This is a genomic window from Clostridium sp. DMHC 10, assembly GCF_001270375.1.
Lineage (GTDB): Bacteria > Bacillota > Clostridia > Clostridiales > Clostridiaceae > Clostridium_S > Clostridium_S guangxiense.
In genome coordinates, this window is record NZ_LGVB01000015.1 from 2,309,957 (window position 1) to 2,335,500 (window position 25,544).

A 25,544-nucleotide genomic window follows, 5' to 3' on the forward strand; every position below is an offset into this window, starting at 1 on the left:
TTGAAATATACATATTTTTAACATATTCCCGCTCAAACTGAATAATATGTTTATATGACAACTTACAAGCTCTAAGTACTGCTAGCCTGTGATTCAACTTGATCTTTTTATCTTCTGGTTCTTTAAAACTCATTCGTATAAATAGCATTTCATATTTCGCATATATAGCAAATCCATAAGCAACCGGTATATACTATATATGTTAAAAAATTAGTATATAATAATCATATCATTCGATCAGTAAAATTTAATTTAACCACTTACTTTTTTGCAACCGTTCTTATAGCATTTATACACCATAAGTCTGCATGAATATAGACAAAATCATGACCACCGGCTAAGCCGGTGGTTTGCTCAGCCCTGTAAGGCATATTACTGGCTGGGCTAAAAGCCCTCTGAATGGTCCGCCACCCGCATACTTTTCCGTGCAGTCGCTAAAGCGACTATTTTTTGTTCTTCTTTACTATATATTATTATATCACGAATAATAAAATATATAGGGACTTTAATAAGTATAAGCATACGAAAATTAATGAAAAGTGAAGATTGCGTTAAGAAAATCATTTTTAAAGAGTAATTAATACCACTTTAAAAGTTAAAAATAAGGCTTTATTAATTCCGCATATTAGTGTAAATTATAAATATCGAGAGGGGGGTAGTAATAGTGGATACTATTTTTAAAGTATGGATATTTATTTTTGTAGTTATGATTTTTATTGACATAGCCACAAGTGGATTTTTGTTTGTGTGGTTTTCAATAGGAGCAGCCGGAGCAATAATAACCCATTTACTGGGTGGAAGTGTAATTGCTCAAGTAATAGTTTTTGCCGTAATAAGCATAATTTGTTTTATTTTTGGATATCCTATGGCAAAAGATTATAAAAAGCACTGTAAAAAGAACTCCTCTTATGGAAGAAAAGTATATAGGAAAGGAGCTGGTTGCTGAAAGGGATATAGAGGAAACATCTAAGATAATGGTTGGAGGAATTTATTGGACAGTTGAAAATATTGGACATCCAATAAAAAGAGGAGAAAAATTTGTGATTACAGGTATTAAAGGAAATAAATTTTTAATAACTAAATAAAAAGGGAGAGGTTAAAATGATAGGAAATATAATTATAGGAGTTATTGTACTTGTTATATTATTAATTATTTTAAGTTGTTTAAAGGTCGTTACTACTGGATATATCTTCATTGTTGAAAGATTAGGACAATACAATAGAAGTCTTCAACCTGGTTGGAATTTTATGATTCCATTTGTTGATTTTGTAAGAGCTAAGGTTTCTACAAAGCAGCAGATACTAGATATTGAACCACAAAGTGTTATAACTAAGGATAATGTTAAAATATCCATAGACAATGTTATATTTTATAAGGTAATGAATGCAAGAGATGCTATATACAACATAGAAAGCTATAAATCTGGTATTATATATTCTACTATAACCAATATGAGAAACATAGTTGGTAACATGACACTTGATGAAGTGTTATCCGGAAGAGATAAAATAAATCAAGAATTGTTACAGGTAGTAGATGAAATTACAGATGCATATGGAATAAAGATATTATCTGTTGAAATAAAAAATATAATTCCACCAGCAGAAATACAACAAGCAATGGAAAAACAAATGAGAGCAGAGAGAGATAAGAGAGCAACTATACTTCAAGCTGAAGGACAAAAGCAATCAGATATAGCTAGAGCAGAAGGAGAAAAGCAAGCCAAGATACTTCAAGCAGAAGCAGAAAAGCAATCAAACATAAAACGTGCAGAAGGTCTTAGAGAGTCACAGCTTCTTGAGGCAGAAGGTAAAGCAAAAGCAATAGAAAAAATAGCACAAGCAGAGGCTGAAGCAATAGAAGTTGTTAATAAATCTATAATACAGTCTGGAACTAATGAAACTGTTATTGCGTTAAAGCAAGTTGAAGCACTCAAGGAAATGGCAAAGAACCCTGCTAATAAACTTATACTTCCAAATGAAACTTTATCATCTTTTGGTAGTATAGCCGCTATAGGTGAACTTTTAAAGAAGGATACAAAGTAAATAAAAATGTGCAGGATTTAATATCCTGTACATTTTTATTATATAAAATTAATGCATAGAGTACGATTAATTTTATACAAATGGAAAAATATTACTTTAATAGAGCTAAATAGGTTGAATAATAAAAAAAATAGTTATAATTGGTAATATAGATTATAATATATTTTGTTTTTTCAGAAAAGTTTGATAAAATATTTTTAAATAGTAGGTAAGGGGGAAATGAGTTGAAGATATTAATGTTATCGTGGGAATATCCACCTAAGAATGTTGGAGGGCTATCAACACATGTATACAATTTGTCGCATGAACTTAGTAACTTGGGATACGAAATACATGTTGTTACTTGTGAAGAAGGTACAGCACCTATACAAGAGAATGATAATGGTGTTTATGTTCATAGAGTATCACCATATAAAATAGATACAGACGATTTTGCAAAATGGGTTATGCATTTGAATTTCGCAATGATTGAAGAGTGCATAAGGTTAATAAAGGAAATAGGTAATATAGACATTATTCACGCTCATGATTGGCTTACAGCATACTCAGCTAAAGTTTTGAAATGGTCTTATAAAATACCAACAATATGTACTATTCATGCTACCGAAAAGGGTAGAAATAATGGTATAAGAACTGAAATGCAAAGATATATATCTTCTGCAGAATGGCTGTTGAGTTATGAAGCATGGAAGATAGTTGTGTGCAGCACATATATGAAAGGGCAAATAGTAAATACATTTGCTTCTCCAGAGGATAAGGTATGGGTAATACCTAATGGCATAAATCTTAAAGAATTTGATTTCGAGTTTGATTGGCTTAGTTATAGAAGGCAATTTGCAGAGGATGATGAAAAAATAGTATTTTTTATAGGAAGGCATGTGTTTGAAAAAGGAATTCAACTGCTTGTAGATGCATCTTATGATATAGTCAAAGGATATAGTAAAGTCAAATTTATAATTGCAGGAAAAGGACCTATGACAGAAGAGTTAAAAAGTAAAGTAAGAAATATGGGATTAGAGAATAAATTTGTATTTACAGGCTATATGAACAATGAGAGCAGAGATAAGCTCTATAAGGTTTCAAATGTTGTTGTATTGCCATCTTTATACGAACCATTTGGTATTGCTGCAATTGAGGCAATGGCTGCGGGATGTCCTGTTGTAGTATCTGATACTGGGGGATTTAGTGAAATAGTAGAACATAAATTTAATGGAATGAAAATGATAAATGGAAATGCAAATAGCCTAAAAGATAATGTACTCCAACTTTTAAATGATGAAGGGCTGTGCAAATACCTAAGGGAAAATGCATTTAAAACAGTAAGTGAAAATTATACCTGGAGTAAAGTTGCAGCCTTAACTGTAAAAATGTATGATCTTGTAAAAAAGGAAGCAGAGGGTACAGAGTGGGATTTAGGTGGACAAATCCCAAATAAAAAGTATTCTAGACCTAGGCAAACTAGAAGGAAAGCAAAAACTTCAACTAGTAAAACCGTCAAGGAAAAAGAAAGTGAAGAAGCTTCTTTAAAAGGTAAAAGCACTAGAAAATCTACAAGTAGTTCTAAAAGGGCTAAGACTGCCGCTGAAAAAAAAGTTAGCGCATCAGAAAAACTTAAAGTAGACGAAAAAAATAATGATGAGATAAAAGGTGGAGAAAAGGTTAATGATTCCGCCAAAGAGGGAGAAAAGGAAAAAACGACTAAACCAAAAAGGACATACAGAAAAAGAAGTTCATCATCAACTAAGCCGAAAACTACAAGAAAGAAAATTGTAAGCAAAGATGAAACCGATGAAAAATGATATGATGAAGATTGAAGGAAAACTGCATTAGAAATTTGATTTTTAAGGAATATTTGATTTAATTTGATTGTATACCCCCTTAAATAACTTTTGTATTACGTACAAATATATGTAATATTATGAAGGATTATTGCGATTTTAGTGTAAGCATAGTGCTAGAATAAAAATAATGCAAGAGAAATTGAGAAAGTAAAATGAACTAAAACTTATAGTTTAATCATATATTTGAGGAGGAGTTAAAATGGTCAACAATAATGGAAAAAATTTATTGTATGCACTAGTAAGTAAAAATTTGAACAGTATACAATTAGATGAAGAAGATATTATAAATTATAGAAATGAATTAATATTGAATGAAGTAGATACATATATTAATAATATTAAAAAATTACCAAATGATAAAAATAATAAAAATGCATATTTATTAGCAAATAAATATCTTATAAGTAGGATATGTGATCACTTAAGAGTATGTGAACATTTAAGGATATGTAATAATGAAGATATTGAAGAACTGGAATTTATGGCTGAACTGAAAAGAATCAAATTAAGTGGGCAAATATAGTAAATGTAATGATTTTTATGGTTTAATTCATTAAAAGGAGTCTAGTTTTTAGGCTCCTTTTTAGTTACTTATGGCTGCTTTTTTTAGAAAAAGATTTATGTAAGTTTTTATTTTTTTTCTTTTTTACTGAATATCCAAATGAACCAAGTGGTTTTGAAGTAAGTCCATAATATTCACCATGGTTATAACAAATTAAATCTGCTTTATTAAAGCAAATTTTACCACTAGAATCTAATAAACTTTCGTCTACTTTAACGTTTAGAACTTCTAATAAAAATAAATCATGTGTGCCAAGAGGAGTGATTAATTTTACTCTGCATTCTAATGCTATAGGAGAAGCCTCTAACGAAGGAGTGGAGATAGATATTCCTTTGTTTAACTTTAGATTTAAATGCTTGATTTTATCTTCTTTTTTGCCAGAAACAACTCCGCAATAATCTACAATTTTAACCATGCTTTTTGTAGGAAGGTTTATAACACATTCGCCGCTTTCCTTAATATACTCATGGGAAAGTCTTTCTGGTCTAACACCCATAGCTATAACAGGTTCTTTGGTGCAGACAGTACTTATCCATCCAACTGTAAAAACATTGATTTTATTATAACTATTTTGAGAAGTGATAAGAACTACTGGTGTAGGGTTTAACATAACACTTCCTTTAAAGTTTAATTTACTCATTATAAAATCTCCTATTCTCATAAAAAATATTTGCTTTATTGATTTAAAATTAACATCAATAATTTTAACATATGATTAACAATTTAAGAAATTCTTTTTTTACAAATAATACTGTGATATAGTTTTTTATATAAAGCTGTATATTATGGATAAGGAGAAAATAAAATGAAAATTAGCATAAAGAAGAAGCAAATTAAATATTTGTTAGGAGCTTCAATTTTAATTATTTTGTTTATAGTATTTCATTTTTTATTTGGTGGTTCTCAGGATGACTTAGAGATACATGGAAAAGTAATAAAGGAGATAAATAATACCAGTGTTTCTAATAAAGTTAGCAAATCTAATTCTAAAAGTAAGACAACAACATTGGCAAGAAATTATGTTCTTGTAAAAATACTAAATGGTTCTCATAAAGGAGAAACCATAAAATTAGATAATCTAGTAAATGATAAAACAAACCATCAATCACTTACTAAAAAGGGTGACGAGGTGCTCGTTAATATTTCGGAAGATAAAAATGGACACATTAAAAATGGATCATACATATATGATGTTGTTAGATATAAGTTTATATATGCATTGGTAATTATATTTGTATTACTTATAGCTCTTGTTGGTGGCGCAAAAGGAATAAAGTCAATAATAGGACTTGCAATAACAGGCTTTGCTGTTTTAAAGATAATGCTTCCTCTTATAATGGCAGGATTTAATCCTATAGGAGTTGCGGTTTTTATATGTATTGGTGTTAGTATTTTAAATTTACTTATTATAAGTGGGAAAAACAAAAAAACCTTTGCGGCTATAATAGGCACCTGTGTGGAGTTGCGATTGCTGGGCTTATTGCAGGTATAAGTATTTCATCGCTAAGGCTTTTTGGACTTACAGATGAAGAAGAGCAAATGATTATTTATATATCTCAAAATGTAAATTTTAACTTTAGCGGATTATTATTTGCAGGAATACTTATGGGAGCGCTTGGGGCTGTTATGGATATTAGTATGTCTATTGCATCTTCTATAAATGAAATAAACCAGCAAAGAGAAATGAGTATGGTAGAGTTGATTAAATCAGGAATGAATGTAGGAAAAGATATAATGGGTACTATGGCTAATACCATAATACTTGCTTATGCTGGAGGGGCGATGTATATTATGATATGGATATCATCTTATGATTTGCCATTCCATAGAATTTTAAATCAAGATGTAATAGCATCAGAGGCTATTAAATCATTAGCTGGAAGCATAGGACTTATTTTTACAATACCGCTTACAGCAGTTTTTTCTGCTTTTATATTTAAGAGAGAAAAAAATCATGAGCAAGAGGAGGAAAAAACTGCCGAATAATTTAAAGGAGGAAGCTTGTTTTGGAAAAAATACTTGTAGTTGAGGATGAAGATAGAATGAGAAAGCTTATTTCAACCTACCTTGAAAGAGAGTCATATGAGGTTCTTCAGGCAGCTGATGGAATAGAGGCTATTGATATATTTAATAGTGAGGAGGTTTCACTTGCCATACTGGATATAATGATTCCCCTTGTGGATGGATGGAGAGTATGCAGGAGTATAAGGGAAAAATCAAGCATCCCCGTAATAATACTAACTGCAAAAAGTGAAGAAGAGGATAAACTTTTAGGATATGAACTTGGGGCAGATGATTATGTAACAAAGCCATTTAGTCCTAAAGTCTTAGTTGCAAAAGTTAAAGCACTTTTAAAGAGGGTTAATGGAAAAGAATTAGATAATCAAAGTAATTTTGACGGTCTTACCATAAATGAAATCTCGCATGAAGTTGTGTTACAAGGAAAACAAATTTATTTGTCACCTAAAGAGTATGAATTACTTATATATTTTTCTAGAAATCTTGGTATAGTTTTGAGCCGTGATAAGATACTTGATAATGTATGGGGAAAAGATTACTATGGTGATTTAAGAACGGTAGATACTCATGTTAAGAGGCTTAGAGAAAAACTTGAGGATAGAGCCTATCTTATAAATACCATAAGGGGAAGTGGATATAAATTTGAGGTGAAAAAGTGAAAAAAATAAATATAAAAAATAGTATAACTGCTAAATTGTTTTTAATAACACTTAGTTTTTTTACAGTATTTATAGTATTTATTTTATTATTTGAGTCCATATTCTTTCAAAAAATATATGAAAATAAAAGAAAAGATAATTTAAATAAAGCGGCTATTAATTTTAAAAATTATTATAATAATGAACTGAATAAAATGAATTCCAATGATATTGCAGATTATTATAGAAAGAATTTGAAGAAAAAAATGACTGCACTATTGCAATTTTAAATAGCTATGGAAATCTTAAATATCTTACCAGTAGGGATAATGATGAAAGTAATTCTACTGATATTAACAGAATAAAAGAAATAATGTATAAGTGGGTTTCTGATCCGGGTTCATTTATTGATATGAAAAGGACAGGAAAAAGTAAAACTTATGTATTTGAAAGTAAAGTATATAATATGAAGAATATAGTTTCTGTAGTTCCGGATACTACAACTAATGAATATATCTTTGCAATATCATCATTTACACCAATAACTGAAGCATCCGATGTTATGAAAGGAATTTTTATATACGTTTTTATTGGAGGTATAATCTTGGTTTTAATAATGGCATTTATATATTCCAATATGATAACTAAACCTCTTGTAAAAATAAATAAAGCCGCCTCAAAAATGGCTAATCTTGATTTTGATGAAAAATGCAGCATAAATAGGGAAGATGAAATTGGGAGTATAGGGAGAAGCTTGAATTTTCTTTCTAATAATTTAAATAATGCCTTAAATTCTCTTAAAAATGCAAATGAAAAGTTAAAGAAAGATATTGAGAAAGAAAAAGCATTAGAAAAAATGCGAAAAGAATTCATAGCTGGTGTTTCCCATGAACTTAAAACTCCGGTGGGACTTATAGAAGGTTATGCCGAAGGACTTAAAGATAACATTGTTACATCAGAGGAAGATAGAGAATATTATTTAAATGTAATAATAGATGAAGCTCTAAATATGGGAAATTTAATTTCGGATATGCTTGATTTATCTCAGCTTGAAAGTGGCAATTTTAAACTTAGTAAAGTAGTTATAGATATAGGTGACTTGGTATGGAAGTGCTATCAAAAATATTGTACTATTTTAACGAGAGAGGTATAGAATTAGATATAAATATTATAAATGTGAATGTGATAGCAGATAAATATAGGATTGAGCAAGTACTTAATAACTATATAAATAATGCTTTAAAATATGTGAAGAACAAGATAACTATAAACATGATTGAAAAAGAAGAAGAAGTTGTAGTACAGATAATTAATGATGGTGAAAAAATATGTGAAGATGAACTGGATAAAATTTGGGATAAGTTTTACAAAATAGATAAGTCTAGGAATAGAAAAGCTGGAGGAACGGGACTTGGACTTTCAATAGTAAAAAACATAATTGAGCTTCATGGAGGAAAGTGTGGGGCAGCTAATACAGAAAATGGCGTTGAATTTTACTTTACTTTGAACAAGGTGCAACAATATAAAAATATTGCGAAGTAACTTCGCAATATTTTTTAATTTGAAAGTGTAAGGGATATAGTTTTTGTACTATCATTCCTATAAATCTCTACTTTTACTATATCACCTGCATTGTGCTTAGCTTTAATTGAATTTAAATCATCTACGCTTGTTACTTTTTTACCATCAAATTTAGTTATTACGTCACCAGCCTGTATCCCTGCTTTTTGTGCTGAACTAAAATCTTGAACTTGTGCAACATAAATTCCTGCTGGAAGACCATGAGCTTTTAATTGGCTTTCACTATAACTTTCAGTTATAATACCTAGCATTAATATTTGTTTTGATAAGCTTGAAATCTTAGGTTTAACTAAATCTATAGGAATTGAGAAACCTATTCCTTCTACACTAGTTTCACTGCTGCTACTGCTTCCAATTTTAGCACTATTTATACCAATTACTTGTCCTTGAGCATTTACAAGAGGACCGCCACTGTTTCCAGGGTTAATTGCAGCATCCGTTTGTATATAAGTTTGCTTATTTGACGTCCCATCTACACTTATTTGTCTGTTTAAGGCACTTATAACACCAGTGGTTACTGAGCCTAATAGATCTTGCCCAAGAGGATTTCCTATAGCATATACAGGATCTCCAACATTCATACTGCTTGAGCTTCCCAGTTCTGCAACTCCGGGTACTTTAACATCTTTATCTGTTATTTTTATTACTGCTAAATCCATTGATGAATCGTAATTAACTACTTTAGCGGATACTTGTTTTTTATTGTTGAATATTACGGTTATTGTATCAGCGCCATCGATAACGTGATAATTTGTTAGTATATATCCTTCGCTATTAAAGATAATTCCAGAACCCATACCATCTTGCTCACTAGTTCCACTGTTACTGCCGTTTCCGTAGGAACCAAATACATCACCATAATCTGAGGAACTTACCTTTGTTTTTGTTGACACTCCAACTACTGCAGGAGCAACTTTTTTAACTATTTGTGCTCCAGTTAAGGTTCCACTTTGACTTGCAACTGTAGAAGTATTGGTGGCTTTAATAGTCGATGAAGAAGTATCTGTATAGGAGGCACCTGCGTTTTGCGCCAAACTTTTATATAAAGGAGTATTTTTAAAAGCACTTGAATTGGGGAGTAAATAAAGTGCTCCAGCAGTTGATATAGTACCACCTATTATAGAACATGCAAGACCTACTATAATGTATGAAGTAAATTTATTTCTTCTTTTAGGTTTTTGTGGTGGAATAAAATCATTATTTATCTTAAGTTCTTCTGGCATATTATTAGAATCATCATTAAAGTTATCCATAAGTATTACCTCCAATTAATTGTTATTTACTATGTTTTAATAATAATATTTTTATGTGACATTCTTGTGACAAATTTTGTTTAAGTAGTTTTAACAAAAAAGTTACTCCGTAGATTTAATTTTACATTGAAATTATAAAGGATTAATAGTAAACTATTATCAGTAAAGGAGGAATACTATTGGATTTCATAAGAGAAGTAATTCATAGAGAAGCTTTTAAGAAACTTATGTTTTTTTTCGTTTTGATTTTAATACTATATTTTGCTAGAAAAATGCTTAATCTAGTTCTATTGACTTTTCTGTTCACATATTTAATAAATAGCGCTGAAGTTTTCATTGTTTCTAGATTATCTAAATATGTAAAAATTAGAGAGGGAATTGTTACTATAATTTTATACATTATAATAATAACTGCTATTGTTATTGCTTTTTATAAGTATATTCCAGTTGTCATAAATGAAGGTAGTAGTCTTGAAAAACAGGCTGAAAATTTTTATAAAAATTCTAATGCATTTGAACAGTATACATTTATAGATAAGTATATTTCACCTATAGTCAGTAAAATTGATATTCAGAAATATACAGAACCTGGTGCCAAGTTTATCATTAACTCTATAACAAGTTTTGGTAAAGTTGGTGTAAATGCATTTTTAGCATTGATTTTAAGTCTTTTCTTTATAGTTGAAAAAAGAGAAATTATAAGATTTGGCAAAAAATTTGAAGATAGCAAATTATCAAGTATGTATAAATATTTTACTTATTACGGAAATAATTTTTTAAATTCTTTTGGTAAGGTTATTAAAGCTCAAATAATTATAGCCTTTGTAAATACGGCTCTATCTGTAGTGGCTCTTGCTGCAATGGGATTTCCAAGCCTTATGACATTGGGACTTATGATATTTATATTGAGTTTAGTACCAGTAGCAGGTGTAATAATTTCATTAGTGCCGTTATCACTTATTGCATTTAAGATAAATGGTCCAATAGAGGTTTTATACGTTTTAATAATGGTATTTGTTATCCATTCTGTAGAAACTTATTTCCTCAATCCTAAGCTTATGTCATCTAAAACTCATATTCCGATATTCTTTACATTTGTAATACTTTTAGTTTCAGAACATTTTATGGGTACGTGGGGATTGCTTTTGGGAATACCTTTATTTATGTTCATACTTGATGTATTTAATGTAAATATTACTGAAGGAGTTTCTTCAGGCATAAAAAAGACATTAGCTTTTAAAAAGAAATAATTTTAATTAAAATATTTGAAAAAAGAGATGATGAATTTGAAAACACCCATGCCAATTAAAAAAATATATAATAATACGGTTGCAAGAAAGATAAGTGAATTTGTAAAAAGCAATATTGATGTGGTTGTATTTTTTGTAATATTATGTGTAAAATTGGTGAGCTATGGCAAAAGTATATCACCTGAATATTTTGACCCAAGTGTTATTATACCTATTATTGCATCTCTATTATTATTGTGCAGTTTTGCTTTTTTATTGAAAAACAAAGCTAGAATAAGGTATTTGCTTATTGTAGATACTTTAATTAGTGCTTTTATAATAGCGGATTTAGTTTACTTTAGGTATTATAAGGATATAATAACTGTTTCAGTAATTAGAGATGCTAAGTTATTAATGGGAGTTAAGGATGCTGTAATTGGACTTATAAAGGTTAATGACTTTATATATATACTTGATATTGTGATTTTTATTCCTGTGCTTAAAATATATTATAAAAAGGTTAATGTTAGAGTACAGTCCATTATAGCTAGAATAATTACTTTTATAATGATATTTGCTGTAGGAACAGTAGTGGATGCTAAGACATTTAAAAGAGTTTCAGTAGAGCAGCCAACACTTTTAACTGCCATGAGCAATAGAATTTATTTGACTAAAATGATAGGAAACTTGAATTTTCATATAGTTGATGCATTTAATTTTACAAGTACAAAAATAAAAAATTCTAAAAAGCTTCCTGAAAGTGAAGAAAAGAAGGTAAAAAGTTATCTTGAAAACAATACAAGTAAAACAAATAGTCAATTTACTGGGATAGGAAAAGGAAAAAACCTTATAATGATTCAGGTAGAAGCACTTCAAGGTTTTACAATTAACCAAAAAATAAATGGTAAAGAAATAACACCTAACTTAAATAAATGGGTGAATAAGAGTATGTATTTTGACAATTACTTTTATCAAGTAGCTGGTGGAAATACTTCAGATGCTGAATTTATGTCTCTTAATTCACTTTATCCAGCTCAATCGGGAGCGGCATATTATACTTATGGTGGAAATACTTTAAACGCATTGCCTAAGGAATTAGGCGAAAAAGGTTATTATACAGCGGCACTTCATGGATACACTGAAGGTTTCTGGAATAGAAATGTAATGTATAAGACTGAAGATTTCAATGATTTCTTTGGACAATCTAAGTATAATCATGATGAAAATGTAGGGTTAGGTTTAAGTGATAAATCTTTTTTAAATCAATCTTTTGATAAACTGCAAAAATTTAAACAGCCATATTTTTCTTTCCTTATTACCTTAAGTAGTCATTATCCATTTAATGATGTTAAAGGATATGAAAATGGTATGGATACTTTGGATGTTGGAAGTTATAAAGATACTCTATTTGGTGATTATTTAGAGGGTATACATTATACCGATAAGCAGCTTGGAGATTTCTTAGATAAACTTGAAAGCTCTGGTATAGCCGACAATTCTATTATTGTAATATATGGTGATCATTTTGCTATTCCTAAGCAAAATATAAATGATTTATATAAATTTGAAGGCTCAACTAGCACGGACGATTTGGCATGGTATCAATATCAAAAAGTACCTTTATTGATACATTTTCCAAAGGATGCGAATAAAGGGCAAAATCATACCTATGCCGGACAAATGGATTTATATCCTACTATAGCGAATATGTTTAATTTGAAAAATAATTATATGTTTGGTAAGGATATATTTAATGTTGCTAACAGAAAGGTTACCTTTAGAAATGGATCTTTTACAGATGGAAAAGTATTCTATGTGTCATGGACAAATACTTATTATGATATAAAAACTGGAAGTAAAATTAGTGAAACCCCTGAACTTAAAAATATGAAAGACAGTAGTTCGAGAGAATTAGAGTATTCTGATGAACTGCTAAATCATAATCTAATAAAAGCATGGACGACAAAATAAGGAAGTTATCATAAGATAACTTCCTTATTTAAATATAATTATTATAATATTTCAAGTACCTCAACCTCATAGCTGCCATCAGGTGATTCAACAACTGCTTTTTTATTTACTTCGAGTTTGTATAATGATTTTCCTAAAGGGGAGTCAATGCTTATTTTCATATTTTTAGCATCTGCTTCTACTGAACTTACAAGAGTTACTTTTTCTACTTCATCTATATCATAAAATTTAACCATTGCAGTTTTATTTAAATCAAATACATTTTCACTTACAGAAGTTTCAACAACAGTAGAAGTTTTTAAGAGTTCTTCTATTTCCTGAATTCTAGTTTCATTCATAGACTGATCATCTTTAGCAGCACTATAATCAGCATTTTCGCTTAAATCACCTTGGGCTCTTGCAACTTTTAGAGCTTCTTTTATTTCGACCCTTTTAATTGTTTTTAAGTATTCGAGCTCCTCTTCTAGCTTTTTTTTTCCTGATTCTGTTAAAATAACTTTATTCAATTATAAACACCTACTATCTTAAAATTATGTATTTGTTTGATGGAAAATAGTATATTACATACACTATTAATAATATTACTAAAATTAATTTATTTCAAGAGAATACAATTCAATTTTAGTAATGTTAACAATATAAAAGTTTTCTATTTGTTTTCTATATTAAATAAATATTTTGAAATTTCTTTAGCAACATCTAATTTTATATCATCCGGTAAGGCATCAAACTTATGTCTTAAATTAGATGCTTTTTCAGATTCTAGTGGGGATATGTCAATATTCTCTAACTTTAGTGCTTTTATATTTAAATTGTCACCATAAAGAGAAGAAATAGAGAAATCCAATACATGCTTAAATTCTTCATATTCATAAATACTTATATTAAAATAATTTAAATGGTTATTTCCGTATTCTTCAAATCTATTAACTAAATTTTTTAGAATTATAAAAGCTAGTCTATTAGACTTATCAACTTCGCCAAGCAGCCAGCTTGAATATTGAAAAAGAGTATCTATATCAGATGCAGATATAGATATTGTGCAAGTCATATTTTCAATAATTTTAGTTGCCTTATCCTTATAAATATATATAAAGTTATTGCGATAAAATTCTTCTATTATACGTTTTAAAAGATGCTTATTGGTTGCAAGTAAATCAAATTTGCAACCATAGATAAAGCCTTTTTCCATACCTACTTGTCCCCAAATTATAGTCGCATTACATGTTAGATTTAAATTTCCTATAGGAAATTTAAAGGTTATTTTATCTCCGATTTGTAATCTTTTTGGTAGATTCAATCTTGTTCCACTTTCACTTATATCTAAAATTTCAACATCATTAATTTTATCTATACCATTTACCATAAAGAAAGTTGCTAAGCATTTAAATCTAACCCTTTTAAAGTTTCTTTGTTCTGTAAAATTTTTCATCTCATTCACCCTCAATATAAATATAAAAGTTATTATTAGGTATTCTAAAAGTTTAAGATACCTAATAATAGTAAATAAATTATATACATTTATTATAAAGTATATTTATAGATAAATAAACAAAAATTAAACTGCGGTGCTCTTGTTCCATTTACCGCATCTATCTCCAAAGCATCCTACTAGTTCATTGTTATTTTTAATTTGCACTACTTCGCATTTATTTTCACATCCGCTGCATTCAAAGCTGCTTGATACAAAATCCATATTTGCTAAATTGAATCCTTTGAAATTCGTTTGAGTTTTGTACTTTTCTATATAGTCTTTGGCTAGTATAGCAGCACCAACAGCACCCATTACTTTATGATTAGGTGGAACTGTTATTTCATATCCTAAAGCTTTTTCAAAAGCAAGTTTTATTCCTATATTTGAGGCAACGCCGCCTTGAAAAAGAATTTTTGGTAGTATTTCTTTACCTTTTCCTACATTATTCAGATAGTTTCTTACTAAAGCTTCACATAATCCACGTATAATATCATTTTCGCTATATCCAAGTTGCTGCTTATGAATCATATCCGATTCTGCAAAAACGGCACATCTACCGGCTATTCTTACGGGAGACGTTGATTTTAAAGCGTGTTCGCCAAATTTATCTATTGGTATTTCTAATCTTTCAGCCTGTCTGTCTAAAAATGAACCAGTTCCAGCGGCGCAAACTGTATTCATAGCAAAATCACTTACGATTCCATTACGTAAAATTATTATTTTTGAATCTTGACCGCCTATTTCAAGTATTGTTTTTACATCCTTATCTAAATTTAAAGCTGCAACAGCATGAGCTGTAATTTCATTTTTAACAATGTCACCACCTATAAGATATGAGGCTATTTGTCTACCGCTTCCCGTAGTTCCAACACCTAGTATTTGTCTATCGGTATATTTATCCTTTAAAATCTTAAGGCCGTTTTGAATTGCCTCAATTGGTCTTCCTTTTGTTCTAAGATATATGCTTTCTACTACCTCTGTATTTTTATTTAAAAGAACTATATCTGTACTTACAGATCCAACATCAACACCCATGTAATACATTATTTTCTCTCCTTTCAAGTAAATCTATAAAAGCTTCAATCCTTGTAATATATCCTGCTTCACCTGTCATTTCATCAACTATAAGGCTTAATATAGGAAAATCTTTATCTTTTGAAATTCTAGGAAGTATAGACTTTGCTACAATTTCTGGCATACATCCTAAAGGGAAAATTTGTATAGCACCATCAAAGTTAGAATGACTTGACATAACTGCTTCTCCGATGCATTCACGTGCATGACCGCCTATATAATAAGGTAAATACTTTTTTGAATTAAGTCTTAAATCAAGAGAATTTAACTTGAATATAGATAAAAAGGCATCTTTAAACCACCAACTTGGGCTTAAATGTCTTGAAGTTGATACACCATAATCCATAAGTTTATCTTCAATATACAAATTCGAGAAAGGTTCTATTATAGTATATATTTCGCCTATTATGGCAATTTTTAAAGGATGATTTTCTTTGTTTAATTTTACATTGTCAATTTTGTGCTTATAAACTTTAAGAAATTCTAAAAGCTCTTGAGGATCATTATAGGAAAATGCCTTTTTTTTGCAATCTTTTAATATTTTTTTGCATTCGCCCACATTTTGCTTCATAACCAACTTTTTTCATGAGCTTCTTTTTCAATATAATCTATTAAATTTATTATCCTATAAGCTGTGTATAGGATTTTTAACTTTTTCTTTGTGCTTAAAATGCTTTCATTAGATATTTTTTCTATTCTTTTTAAGAATTCATTTTTACCAATAGAACTTGGTTTATCTAAAACAATGAAATCAACATCATACCCTAGTTTTTTTAATAAATTCATTTGAAGTTCACAATATTCACCGAATCTACATGGACCGCAGCTTCCTGTTATTATAACAGTATCTGCACCTTTCTCTATACTTTCTATATAGCCGCCAAGCATTATTTTAAATGGAAGGCACATCTCCTCAGGAGAATATAATGAGCCTAGCTCTAAACATCTTCTGTTACTTTGAGGTGGAAGAACATAATCTATGCCTAAACCATCAAAAACGGCTTTTGCTGCATAACAGGTATTACCTAGTTGAGGAAATGTTATTTTCATATATCATACACCTCCTTTTAAGCATATCTGAGAAAGCTTCTAGTCTAGTATCAAAACCAGCTTCTCCTGTCTGTTCGTCTATTTTTAGTATAAGCATTGGAAATGATTTTAAACTATCTTTTATAAGCTCTATTAATACAGAATCTATTCCACAAGAAAAAGACGAAATATATATAATGCCATGAACAAGATTGTTTTTGGCAGAAAAAACTGAGAAGCCATAGGATTCTCTAGCAAATGTCCAAAAAGGTTTTTTAAATAAGCTTGCTGCTTCATTATTAATTAAATTTTCATCTATAGTTTCTTCTGTAATTACACCTATGCCTAATTTATGTAATTTTTTTATTAAGTTTAGATTTGAAAAAGAGTCGTATAAGTTGTAAGGATGACCAACTAATGCAATGTTAATATCATAGTTTTTATCTTTAATTCCTAAATTTAAACTGTTTTGTACAAGAAGAGCTTTCGAGTAAGCGGCCTTTATTTTGTAGATATTTTTTGTGAAGATGGATCCTGAATTCTTTATAAATGACATGAAACTTTTTTTGTTATACGAATATATTGGAAACGAGATGATCTTTGGCATATTGGGAATGTCGCTTACAATCATTTCAGGAAGTCCACAAAATTTAGGACATATGAATTCTGATTTTCTTAACTGCATTATTCTAGGAATAAGCATTATATCGCACTTATCCTTTAAATATGCGACATGGCCATGGAAAATTTTTATTGGTAAACAAGCTTCATCAATAGAATATTTAATCCCTAAATTTAAAATTTCTTTATTTGTATCTGGAGACGTTATAATCTCTGCGCCTAATTCATTAAAGAAGGTCTTGAAAAAGGGATAATATCTATAATACAATAAACCCTTAGGCATTCCAATTTTCATGGGATATCATTCCTCTCTGTATAATTTAGTACATCTAGGTATTTTATCCATAACATTTGACTTTTATTCATTTGTTACAAATAAAAATGGATAGGCATTGATCCTATCCATTTTTATTTAAAAAGCTTATTATATCTTTATAATTTCTTTCTGCATCTTTATATCCCTCATTATATAATTCAATAAGCTTTTTTGGGTTTTTTTCAGTTCTTTTAACAACAGGAGGGGTTTGAGGTTGTATTATAAATACCTTGCCATCGTTATGTAGTTTGTTTATATATTCAATGGTTTCATTATAAAGCTTATGTCTTTGTACAAGAGAATTATATAGTCCTTTATAGTTGTGGTATTTTTTTGATGCAAGCCATTTTAATTTAAACGGTTTTTTTATATATCCTCGCTGCCTAGTTAAGATAATTACATTCTTTTTGTTTCCATCACTTATAGATTTTTTTATTGGTATTGGATCGGAGAGACCGCCGTCCATAAGTATTGAATCATTTATTTTTACAGATTTAGCTACAAAGGGAAGACTGCTAGAAGCTTTTATTATATCAAGAATATTATTATTAGTATAATTACTCTTGTTAAAATAAACTTCTTTACCTGTAATGCAATCAGTAACACCAATTACAAATTCACCATCATAGTTGGAAAAGGTTTTAAAATCAAAGGGGACTAATTTTGTTGGAATTTCATTAAATATAAAGTCCATTCCAAATATGGACTTGTACTTAAAGAGGTTTCTATAGCTTAAATATCTTGAATCAGAAACAAAATCTATAGTTACAGATTTTGTTCTCCCGCGCTGCTTTGAAACATAAGAGGCACCATTGCAAGCTCCCATAGATACTCCTATTATGTATGGAAAGTAAAGATTTCTATCCATAAAGAAATCAAGAACACCTGATGTGTATACTCCACGCATTCCTCCGCCTTCTAGTATAAGACCTACATTGTTCAAATAATCATCTCCTTTAAAGAATACATCTGTTCTGCAAATGCCTACATAATCTAAAGTATAAAAAAATTCCAATAGTATAATTATAGCAATATGTTTTGTTTTTAAAACAGTGTATGCATTAAAATTTTACAAAAAGTTAAAACATATATATCAATCCATAAGTTTAATTCCTAGTTTTTTGAAAAAAATTACTACTTATTGTGTCACTTACATAGAGTTCATTATCTTTTTGAAATTTGTGTACATAGTATTTCATGCCGTCACCATAAATGCCATCAGCATTACCTTTGTAGTAACCTTTGTCCTTTAAAATTACCTGTAAGTCATATACGTCTGAACCTCGCATACCAGGTTTTAAGGTACGTTGACTTGAACTGAAATTAGTGTAAGGACTACCAGCAACTATTACTTTTGTTCCTATTGGAGTTATTTTATATAACTCGACTACATCTTTGTTTCTCATTCTTATGCATCCGTGTGAAGATGCCCAGCCTATTGAACTTGGAGCACTTGTTCCGTGTATACCATATTGCCCCCAGGGTACATTAAAGCCCATCCATCTTCCGCCAAAGCTTTCTCCCCAGGTATCCTTATGTACAATAGTCCAGGTTCCTATTGGGGAAGGAGTAGTTGCTTTTCCTGATGCAACTGCGTAATTTTTTATTATTTTATCATTTTGAAATACAGAAAGAGTATTGGTGCTTATATCTACGATTATTGTGATTTTTTTCTTTGGATCATAATTGGAAATAGTGTTTACTTTTGATTTATAAAAGACCAATATACAAATTGACTCTATTAATAGTACTATTAGTAGTGATGTTACTATTGTTTTAAATTTAAGCATTGTTACCCCATATAAAAATCTATATTAAAGTATATTTATTAAAATGGTATTTAATGTATGCTTTATAGTACATGTGTAAATTTATTCGTGACAGCGTTAGTATTTTACGGTATAATATACTATATTAACTAGTTGATTATTGGGGGTGCGGAGTTATGGTAGATGAAGATAAATCATCAATAGTTTTGCTTGTACAAAATGCACGCAATGTATTTTGTTATTTTAGTGTTTCCGCTGTTGAAATTAAGGAATTTCAAGATAGATATGGGGAAAATTCATGGAAAAACTCAAAGCCAGTAATAAAAGTTTATGAAGTAATAAATGGCATTGTTTCTGAAGTCAAAACAATTTATATTGATGCTTTTGCTGATAATTGGTTTATACACTTAGATAAGGGCGATATGGATGTATTTGTAAAGCTTGGAAGGGTGCTTGCAGATGATACCTTTGTGGCAGTTGCGGTATCAAATACTGTTACAACACCTAGAGATAATCAATCAGGTGATTCAGCGGTTTACTATGTAGATGTATCAGAAAATTCTCTTGCTCCAAACAATAGTTTACCAACATGCAGTGAAGGATCAAATGAAAATTGTATGCATAAAGAACCAAAACCATATCCATTTGTTGACGGAAAAAAAAATTAGACCATATCCCAGATTGGTAATTTGTTACTCTAAATATAATAATGAATATTTTGAAAAATGCTCAAAAGAAATTATTAATAATTATTTTAAATTTCCTGTGTGCACATCTAAGGGGAAATAAGTTGATTGGGGTGAATAAATTTGAAAAAAGGATATGTTGCGTTTGTACTTCATGGTCATATGCCTTTTATAAGGCATCCTGAAATTAATGATCCACTTGAAGAAAGATGGTTATTTGAGGCTATGAGTGAGTGCTATATTCCACTTATTCAAGCTTTTGATGGAATTTTAAATGATAAAATAAAATTTAAAATGACAATGTCCATAACACCGCCTTTGATGTCTATGCTTCAAGATGAGTATCTAAATGAAAGATATCTTGAATATCTTAATAAGTCTATAGAACTTTCAAATAAAGAATTAATAAGAACTAAAAATAATTATGAAAAAAATAAAGTTGCACATTTTTATAATGACAGATTTAAAGGACTTCTTGAAACATATGAAAAGTATAATAATAACTTAATGAATGCATTTAAAAAGTTTGATAAACTTGGGTGTCTTGAAATAATAACTTGTTCAGCTACGCATGCATTATTACCGCTTATTTCTGTAAATCCTGAAGCAGTTAGGGCACAAATTGCGACGGGTGTAGAATTTTACACTAAAGTTATGGGACATGCTCCAAAAGGTATATGGCTTCCTGAATGTGCTTACAGTTATTCGCTAGATAGTGTACTTAAGGAGTATGGTATAAAATATTTTATATCGGAAAGTAAAGCGGTGCTATATGCTTCTCCTAAACCGATGTATGGAACAAATGCTCCTATAGCAGTTCCAAATGGTGTATGCACTTTCGGAAGGGATATGGATTCATCATATCAAGTGTGGAGCGACTTTATGGGATATCCTGGAGATTTTAGCTATAGAGAATTTTATAGAGACATAGGATATGAACTTCCTATGGACTATATAAAACCATATATAAATGTCTCTGGCATAAGAATAGATACTGGTTTTAAATATTATAAAATAACTGGCAATACTGAGAATAAGGAGATATACAATAGAGATGAAGCAATGCAAAAAGTGTGGCAGCATGCATCACATTTTTCTAAATGTAGAAATGATCAGATAAATGAAGTTTCAAAGCACATGGACAAACCACCTATTATAACTTGCCCGTACGATGCTGAATTGTATGGACACTGGTGGTTCGAGGGACCGGATTTTATAAATGCGTTCATAAGAAAAAGTGCTGAAGAATGGACTTCATATGAACTTATAACTCCATCAGAATATCTTGAGATGAATCCTATGGTTCAATGTTCAACTCCAAATCCGTCAAGCTGGGGAGAAAATAGTGATTATTCTGTTTGGGTAAACCCTTCTAACCAATGGATATATAGAGAACTTCACAAATGTGAAGAAATAATGATAAGGCTTGCTAATACTTACACTGACCCAAGTGAACTTCAAAAAAGAGCATTAAACCAAGCGGCAAGAGAACTTATGCTTGCAGAATCTTCAGATTGGCCTTTTATTATAAAAAACAATACTACAGTTGATTATGCAGTTAGAAGAATAAATAGCCATTTAAATAGATTTATGACAATTTATGATGATATAACAAAAGATAACATAGAGTTAAAAAATCTAGAGAAAGTAGAAAAAATAGATAATATATTTCCAAGTATAAATTATAAGGTATATGCTAAAACAAACGGATAAAATATAGGAGGGATTTTCGTGGCGGCAAATTGGTGGATGATAAGTTGCAAAGTCAATGAAGATTTGATTGATTTTTGGATGAAAAATGGCATAGTTACAGTTGGATGGAGTGAAATTGGAAATCCTTTGGAATATGAAACTAAAGACAAGCTTTTAATAAGATGTGATCAAGTTTACAGCGATGTAATGCCTGGTAAGAGAATACAATATGAAAGTCAAATTTGGAGATTTTCAAGAGAAATAAATAAAAATGATAGAATAATCACATATAATGCTGTGACTGGAGAATACTATATAGGAATAGTTTTAGAAGGGTATAAATATATGGCTGAGTTATATCCTAAACAGCCTAATGTATTGAAAGTGAAGTGGATAGAAAAGCATATAAATGAAAAATTAATTTCTAAGGAACTTAAGGATTCGTTAAGTCAAAATTATGTTGTTTTTAGAGTGTTTAATTGTGATGTAGAAATAGAAAGACTTCTTGTAAGCAATGGAAATGTTAAAGAAGCTTTGGACAAAGAAAATGAAATATATAATGAAGTCTTAGAATGTATTAAAGAACTCCTTAAAAATATGGATAAAGATAAATTTAAAGTACTTATAAAAGAATTATTGTGTGCTATGAAGTATAAGGTAAGCAGTAATTATGATAATGATAGAGAAAATTCTTATCTTATTATAAGTGAAGATGAACTTAGTTTTACTAAAAATATAATAAGGGTTTGCCATCTTAATGATAACGAAGTATCGAATTTAGATACATTATTAAATATATTGAATAGTTATAATGACAATATCAATAAATATCTTGTTATTTCAAATAATCCTATATCACTGCCTGTTAAAAATGGAGTTAATGATAAGTTTTTTATGATTAATTTGTCATTAAGCGATGTTGTTTTAAAATTATTTCAATACTATGATGCTTTAAGCGAAGATACTACAAAATTACTTTTGTTAAGAAAAGTATACATTTAAATAGCTCAAGAGGGTATTTCTAATTTTGAAATGCTCTCTTTTTATAGATAAACAAGCTGAAATATTTAAATTACCAATACCAAATTTATCCTTACAAACTGGAATTTGTTGAGCACTATAGTGAAGGGTTTTAACTCACTTCGTTTGTTAAAAGACTAAGGTTTTCGCTATGCGAAAGGTGAAGGGTTTTACGGTGCTGTGCACGTAAAAGTTTTTGTCTGTTGCTAACAAAGCAGTTTATTTTAGTTCTAGGAAGGATAATGGGTCAAAGCCCACTGCCCCGTCGTTATTTTTATTTTGTATTTACTCAATGTTTTTGTCTGTTGCTAACAAAGCAGTTTATTTTAGTTCTAGAAGGATAATGGGCAAAGCCCATGCCCCGCGTATGATTACATTTTTATTGGTTTAAATTGTTTTCTTTTTCCCGTTTTCTTAATTTTTTTGCGTATTTTTTATATTGATCTTCAAAATATGCCTGGCTATTTATGGCGATTTGGCCCGTAACCTGAGTTCTTGTGTAAGTTCCATCCATATTTAATATTCTAGCTTTTGCATTGTCGTTAAGATACACATTAAGCTGTTCTTTTATTGTATTAACTAACTTACTACTTTCAACCGGAAATAATATTTCTACTCTTCTGTCTAGATTTCTATTCATCCAGTCAGCACTTGATAAATATATAGCTTCATCATCCTCACTTCTAAAATAAAAAACTCTACTATGTTCAAGAAATCTGCCAACTATGCTTATAACTTTTATATTTTCACTTACACCTTTTATCCCTGGTCTCAAGCAGCATATTCCTCTAACAATAAGACTTATTTTAACTCCTGCTTCAGAAGCATCATACAATTTTTCGATAATTTCTTTATCAACTAATGAATTTACTTTTGCAACAATAAGTGACCTTTTTCCCTCCTTAGCATTTTCAATTTGCTTTTTTATAAGTAATAAAAAACTTTTTTCTCAAGTTTATAGGCGCAATATATAGCTTATTCATTTCACTTATTTGAGAATATCCAGAAAGCATATTGAAAAGAGAAGATGCATCTGATGCAATTAGGTTATTAGATGTAAATAGCCCTAAATCTGTATAAAAATTAGCTGTTACATCATTATAATTTCCTGTAGCGAGATGAACATATCTTTTAATACCATCTTTTTCATTTCGCACTATAAGAAGAACCTTTCCATGTATTTTAAGTCCTAAAAGCCCATATATTACGTGACAGCCTGCTTTTTCAAGTTTTTTAGCCCATACTATATTATTTTCTTCATCAAATCTAGCCTTTAGTTCAACAAGTACAGTAACTTGCTTTCCATTTTCTGCAGCTTCCATAAGAGCATTTACTATTGGTGAATTACCACTTACCCTATATAAAGTTTGCTTAATTGCAAGTACTCTTGGATCCTTAGAAGCCTTCTTTACCAAATCAACGACATATTCAAAAGATTGATATGGATGAAATGCAAGTACATCCTGCTTAGAAATAACTTCAAACATATCTTTATCTTTTCCGTAAAATTCAAGAATAGGCTGTGGCTCAAACTTTGGATATCTTAACCAATCATATCCCTCAAGAGAAGCCAACTTATTCAAAAATGTCAAATCAATTGGACCATCTATTATATATATATCAGCTTCATTAGCTTCAACTTCTTCTTTTAGCTTGTTTAGAAGCCTTAAATCTATTCCATCCTCTACCTCTACTCTTACTACCTCTCCCCATTTTCTTCTTTTCACTGACTGCTCAATAGTTTCAAGCAAATCTTCCGCACCTTCCTCATCTATAGTGAGGTCTGCATTTCTTGTTATTCTATAATCTCCCATAGTAATAACCTTATGCCCTTTAAATAAATCTTGAGCAAACATTTTTATTACATCTTCAAGTAAAATACAAACTACTTCTTTACCATGAGATGGGATTTTAATTATTCTTCCTATAACAGAAGGTACTTGAACAGTTCCAAACATTACAGAATCATCTTTTCCTTCTATAAATAATGCTATATTTAAACTTCTATTTAATATAAGTGGAAATGGTCTGCTGCTATCCATAACCATTGGGGTAAGAATAGGAAAAACAGTATCATAGTAATACTCCGTTATATATTTTTTCTGCGCTTCATTTAATTCTTCTGGTTTAACTATATATATCTTTTGTTCTCTAAGTTCATCTAAAAGTTTTCTATAACATACATACTCATCTTCAACCATTTTTCTAACCCTAATCCTTATCTGAGTAAGCTGTCCCTCTGGCGTAAAACCTGCTATATCTGGAATAGTAAATTCTGCATGAATTTGCTCTATTATAGATGCAACTCTAACCATAAAAAATTCATCTAAATTAGAACTGGTTATTGAGCAAAATTTAATTTTTTCAAAAAGAGGATTGCTTTCATCTAAGGTCTCTTCTAAAACCCTATTATTAAATTCTAGCCAACTTAATTCCCTGTTTATAAAATTATCACAACTCCATTTTCCCATATACATCACCCTCTTGTAATATTAATTATAGGCTTTATTCCCATTAATTCTTCAAAAAATTCTCTATTTTTATTAAAATAAAACACAATTTACTATGTCCGCCCTAAACATATTTCTATAATTATAGCATAATTAACATGAAATATTATTATATTTAACCTAAACTTTACATACGCTAATGTATAATATACAAGCCTCTCACTTTAACTAATAAATGTGATATAATAATAAAATATTTTAATAAAGATTGGA

Annotated in this window: 22 protein-coding genes and 3 pseudogenes; 15 read left to right on the forward strand and 10 right to left on the reverse strand. The window is 29.7% G+C overall.

What is annotated here, in order from left to right:
- Positions 1 to 664 precede the first annotated feature (664 nt).
- From AGR56_RS21995 to AGR56_RS13295, 5 genes are all read left to right on the forward strand, one after another.
- Positions 665 to 946 carry a hypothetical protein gene (locus AGR56_RS21995; protein WP_242851443.1) on the forward strand — a complete coding sequence of 94 codons (282 nt, stop codon included), beginning with the start codon at positions 665 to 667 and terminating at the stop codon, positions 944 to 946.
- Positions 909 to 1,085: an NfeD family protein gene (locus AGR56_RS22000; RefSeq protein WP_242851444.1), complete on the forward strand. Its 177-nt coding sequence runs from the start codon at positions 909 to 911 to the stop codon at positions 1,083 to 1,085. The genes AGR56_RS21995 and AGR56_RS22000 overlap by 38 nt, the downstream gene beginning before the upstream one ends.
- A gap of 16 nt (positions 1,086 to 1,101) precedes the next feature.
- Positions 1,102 to 2,046, forward strand: coding sequence for an SPFH domain-containing protein (locus AGR56_RS13285; protein WP_053242642.1), 945 nt, complete (start codon positions 1,102 to 1,104; stop codon positions 2,044 to 2,046).
- Between the two features lie 224 nt (positions 2,047 to 2,270).
- Positions 2,271 to 3,845, forward strand: a complete 1,575-nt coding sequence (locus AGR56_RS13290) for a glycosyltransferase family 4 protein (RefSeq protein WP_053242643.1) — start codon at positions 2,271 to 2,273, stop codon at positions 3,843 to 3,845.
- 241 nt (positions 3,846 to 4,086) lie between these two features.
- A complete protein-coding gene (locus AGR56_RS13295; RefSeq protein WP_053242644.1) occupies positions 4,087 to 4,410 on the forward strand; it encodes a hypothetical protein in 324 nt (107 codons plus the stop codon).
- Between the two features lie 64 nt (positions 4,411 to 4,474).
- Here AGR56_RS13295 and AGR56_RS13300 read toward each other — a convergent pair whose 3' ends face one another.
- A complete protein-coding gene (locus AGR56_RS13300) occupies positions 4,475 to 5,089 on the reverse strand; it encodes a flavin reductase family protein (RefSeq protein ID WP_053242645.1) in 615 nt (204 codons plus the stop codon).
- Between the two features lie 165 nt (positions 5,090 to 5,254).
- On the opposite strand from AGR56_RS13300, the pseudogene AGR56_RS20820 reads away from it, so the two are divergent.
- The 5 genes and pseudogenes from AGR56_RS20820 to AGR56_RS22015 all read left to right on the forward strand — a co-directional run bounded on the left by AGR56_RS20820 (position 5,255) and on the right by AGR56_RS22015 (position 8,648).
- Positions 5,255 to 6,435: pseudogene (locus AGR56_RS20820) on the forward strand (YibE/F family protein).
- A gap of 20 nt (positions 6,436 to 6,455) precedes the next feature.
- Entirely contained in the window at positions 6,456 to 7,127 is a 672-nt protein-coding gene (locus AGR56_RS13310; RefSeq protein ID WP_269144198.1) for a response regulator transcription factor, read from the forward strand.
- Complete coding sequence (locus AGR56_RS22005; protein WP_242851445.1) at positions 7,124 to 7,396, forward strand: hypothetical protein; 273 nt, start codon at positions 7,124 to 7,126, stop codon at positions 7,394 to 7,396. The genes AGR56_RS13310 and AGR56_RS22005 overlap by 4 nt, the downstream gene beginning before the upstream one ends.
- An 83-nt stretch (positions 7,397 to 7,479) precedes the next feature.
- On the forward strand, positions 7,480 to 8,259 hold the full coding sequence (locus tag AGR56_RS22010) for a histidine kinase dimerization/phospho-acceptor domain-containing protein (protein WP_242851446.1): 780 nt from the start codon (positions 7,480 to 7,482) through the stop codon (positions 8,257 to 8,259).
- Positions 8,211 to 8,648: a HAMP domain-containing sensor histidine kinase gene (locus tag AGR56_RS22015; protein WP_242851447.1), complete on the forward strand. Its 438-nt coding sequence runs from the start codon at positions 8,211 to 8,213 to the stop codon at positions 8,646 to 8,648. The genes AGR56_RS22010 and AGR56_RS22015 overlap by 49 nt, the downstream gene beginning before the upstream one ends.
- Before the next feature lie 14 nt (positions 8,649 to 8,662).
- Here AGR56_RS22015 and AGR56_RS13320 read toward each other — a convergent pair whose 3' ends face one another.
- Complete coding sequence (locus AGR56_RS13320; RefSeq protein ID WP_053242646.1) at positions 8,663 to 9,940, reverse strand: trypsin-like peptidase domain-containing protein; 1,278 nt, start codon at positions 9,938 to 9,940, stop codon at positions 8,663 to 8,665.
- Between the two features lie 179 nt (positions 9,941 to 10,119).
- Between AGR56_RS13320 and AGR56_RS13325 the strand changes: the two genes are divergently transcribed.
- Positions 10,120 to 11,190, forward strand: a complete 1,071-nt coding sequence (locus tag AGR56_RS13325; RefSeq protein WP_053242647.1) for an AI-2E family transporter — start codon at positions 10,120 to 10,122, stop codon at positions 11,188 to 11,190.
- Positions 11,191 to 11,238: 48 nt separating this feature from the next.
- The gene (locus AGR56_RS13330) at positions 11,239 to 13,140 is read left to right on the forward strand and encodes an LTA synthase family protein (protein ID WP_053243337.1); all 1,902 of its coding nucleotides are present in this window, start codon (positions 11,239 to 11,241) and stop codon (positions 13,138 to 13,140) included.
- A gap of 41 nt (positions 13,141 to 13,181) precedes the next feature.
- Here the strand turns inward: AGR56_RS13330 and greA are convergent, their stop codons facing one another.
- The 7 genes and pseudogenes from greA to AGR56_RS13365 form a co-directional block, all read right to left on the reverse strand.
- Positions 13,182 to 13,646: a transcription elongation factor GreA gene (gene greA / locus AGR56_RS13335; protein ID WP_053242648.1), complete on the reverse strand. Its 465-nt coding sequence runs from the start codon at positions 13,644 to 13,646 to the stop codon at positions 13,182 to 13,184.
- Positions 13,647 to 13,789: 143 nt separating this feature from the next.
- Positions 13,790 to 14,572 carry a PilZ domain-containing protein gene (locus AGR56_RS13340; protein ID WP_053242649.1) on the reverse strand — a complete coding sequence of 261 codons (783 nt, stop codon included), beginning with the start codon at positions 14,570 to 14,572 and terminating at the stop codon, positions 13,790 to 13,792.
- Positions 14,573 to 14,698: 126 nt separating this feature from the next.
- Complete coding sequence (locus AGR56_RS13345) at positions 14,699 to 15,658, reverse strand: acyl-CoA dehydratase activase (protein ID WP_053242650.1); 960 nt, start codon at positions 15,656 to 15,658, stop codon at positions 14,699 to 14,701.
- Positions 15,639 to 16,738: pseudogene (locus AGR56_RS13350) on the reverse strand (2-hydroxyglutaryl-CoA dehydratase). Before AGR56_RS13350 ends, AGR56_RS13345 begins: the two are co-directional and overlap by 20 nt.
- Positions 16,710 to 17,633 (reverse strand): acyl-CoA dehydratase activase-related protein, encoded by a 924-nt coding sequence (locus tag AGR56_RS13355; RefSeq protein WP_053242651.1) that lies wholly within the window; start codon positions 17,631 to 17,633, stop codon positions 16,710 to 16,712. The pseudogene AGR56_RS13350 and the gene AGR56_RS13355 overlap by 29 nt, the downstream one beginning before the upstream one ends.
- A 103-nt stretch (positions 17,634 to 17,736) precedes the next feature.
- Positions 17,737 to 18,597: a patatin family protein gene (locus AGR56_RS13360; RefSeq protein WP_053242652.1), complete on the reverse strand. Its 861-nt coding sequence runs from the start codon at positions 18,595 to 18,597 to the stop codon at positions 17,737 to 17,739.
- A 163-nt stretch (positions 18,598 to 18,760) separates the two neighbouring features.
- Entirely contained in the window at positions 18,761 to 19,444 is a 684-nt protein-coding gene (locus AGR56_RS13365) for a L,D-transpeptidase family protein (RefSeq protein WP_084757026.1), read from the reverse strand.
- Positions 19,445 to 19,599: 155 nt separating this feature from the next.
- Between AGR56_RS13365 and AGR56_RS13370 the strand changes: the two genes are divergently transcribed.
- The 3 genes from AGR56_RS13370 (at position 19,600) to AGR56_RS13380 (ending at position 22,803) form a co-directional block, all read left to right on the forward strand.
- Positions 19,600 to 20,091 carry a DUF4912 domain-containing protein gene (locus AGR56_RS13370; protein WP_053242653.1) on the forward strand — a complete coding sequence of 164 codons (492 nt, stop codon included), beginning with the start codon at positions 19,600 to 19,602 and terminating at the stop codon, positions 20,089 to 20,091.
- A 141-nt stretch (positions 20,092 to 20,232) separates the two neighbouring features.
- On the forward strand, positions 20,233 to 21,822 hold the full coding sequence (locus AGR56_RS13375; protein WP_053242654.1) for a 1,4-alpha-glucan branching protein domain-containing protein: 1,590 nt from the start codon (positions 20,233 to 20,235) through the stop codon (positions 21,820 to 21,822).
- Between the two features lie 18 nt (positions 21,823 to 21,840).
- The gene (locus AGR56_RS13380) at positions 21,841 to 22,803 is read left to right on the forward strand and encodes a restriction endonuclease (protein WP_231017413.1); all 963 of its coding nucleotides are present in this window, start codon (positions 21,841 to 21,843) and stop codon (positions 22,801 to 22,803) included.
- A 397-nt stretch (positions 22,804 to 23,200) separates the two neighbouring features.
- Here the strand turns inward: AGR56_RS13380 and AGR56_RS13385 are convergent.
- Positions 23,201 to 25,292 (reverse strand): annotated as a pseudogene (locus tag AGR56_RS13385) (RNA degradosome polyphosphate kinase).
- Between the last annotated feature and the right edge of the window lie 252 nt (positions 25,293 to 25,544).